Annotated in this window: 1 protein-coding gene; it reads right to left on the bottom strand. The window is 74.5% G+C overall.

The annotated features are described in order from the left end of the window. Positions 1 to 50: 50 nt before the first annotated feature. A complete protein-coding gene (locus ACWEBX_RS36800) occupies positions 51 to 944 on the bottom strand; it encodes an alpha/beta fold hydrolase (RefSeq protein ID WP_451889096.1) in 894 nt (297 codons plus the stop codon). Positions 945 to 1,229: the final 285 nt, after the last annotated feature.

Below are 1,229 nucleotides of genomic sequence, written 5' to 3' on the forward strand. Positions count from 1 at the left end.
CGCGACGGGGTGAACGTCGCCTGTCGCGGCCTGGCCCGCGGGGAGTGGTGTCAGTCGGTGCTGCCGGGAGCGTTCGTGGGCCGTGCGCCGTCCCAGAACGCGGCCAGGGCGTGGGCGGTCTCCAGTGGCTGGTCGGCGTTCGGGGAGTGTTCCGCGCCCTCCACGACCGTACGGCGCGCGTCCAGCCGTACGGCCATCGCGTCCAGCAGGGCGACCGGCCAGGTGTCGTCACGCTCGCCCGACAGCACATGCTTCGGGAGCGGGACGGCGGCCAGTTCGGCGACCCGGTCGGGCTCCTCGCAGAGCTGGCGGCCCGTGGCGACGAGCTGGGCGGGACTGTTGCCGAGCCAGCGGCGGCGCAGGTCGGCGAGGTCGTCGAGCCCCGCGTCCAGCCCGCCCGTGGCGGTTTCCTCGGGCGACTCCATCGCCTGGATGGCCTCCCACACCTCGGCCATGCTCATCACGGCCAGCGCGTCCCGCAGCAGCTTGACGCGCTGCTGCTGTGCCGTGGAGATCTGCGCGGGGCCCGAGGCCATGAGCGTCAGGGACACGAACGGCGACGGGTCGGTCAGCACCGCGGCACGCGCTATCTGGCCGCCGAGCGAGTGCCCCACGAGGTGCACCGGAGTGCCGACGGCGGCGGCCTGCGCGAGGACGTCCTGCGCCAACTCGTCCTGCGCGTAAGCGGTTTCGTCGTTCCGCGGCCCCTCGGTCTCGAACTGTCCGCGCCCGTCCACGGCCACCGTCCGGTAGCCCGCCGCCGCCAACGGCACGTGCAGCGCGATGAAGTCCTCCTTGCTCCCGGTGAATCCCGGCAGCAACAGGGCGGTCCCCTTGAGCCGTCCTTCCGGCGCGGCGTCGAGCACGGCGAATTCGCCGCGCGGGGTGGACAACCGGTACGCGCGGACACCGGCGGGCGGAGCGAATGTGTAGGGCCTGCTCATGCGGAGGAGGCTATCGGGCGTCGGCGACGGCCGCTCGACGGGTGCGTGGCCCCCGGGCCGGTCCCCGGTGAAGTCCGCCGTGGTCCTGCGGGCGCGGCGGAGCCGGGAAACGCCGACGGCCCGGCCCCCATCGGATGGGGGACCGGGCCGTCGGAGGAGAGATCAGCTCTCCGTGGGCTCCGTGGCGACAGCCTTGCGGGTGCGTCGGCGCGCGGCGGGCTTGGCCTCCGTGGCTTCGGCGGCCTGGGCCGGGATCTCGGCGTCGGCGACGGCCTTGCGGGTCCG

The organism is Streptomyces sp. NPDC005070 (genome assembly GCF_053600395.1).

What these genes read in the sequence shown, in the direction of transcription:
- ACWEBX_RS36800 (WP_451889096.1), bottom strand. Translation starts at nt 944, where the DNA reads ATGAGCAGGCCCTACACATTCGCTCCGCCCGCCGGTGTCCGCGCGTAC.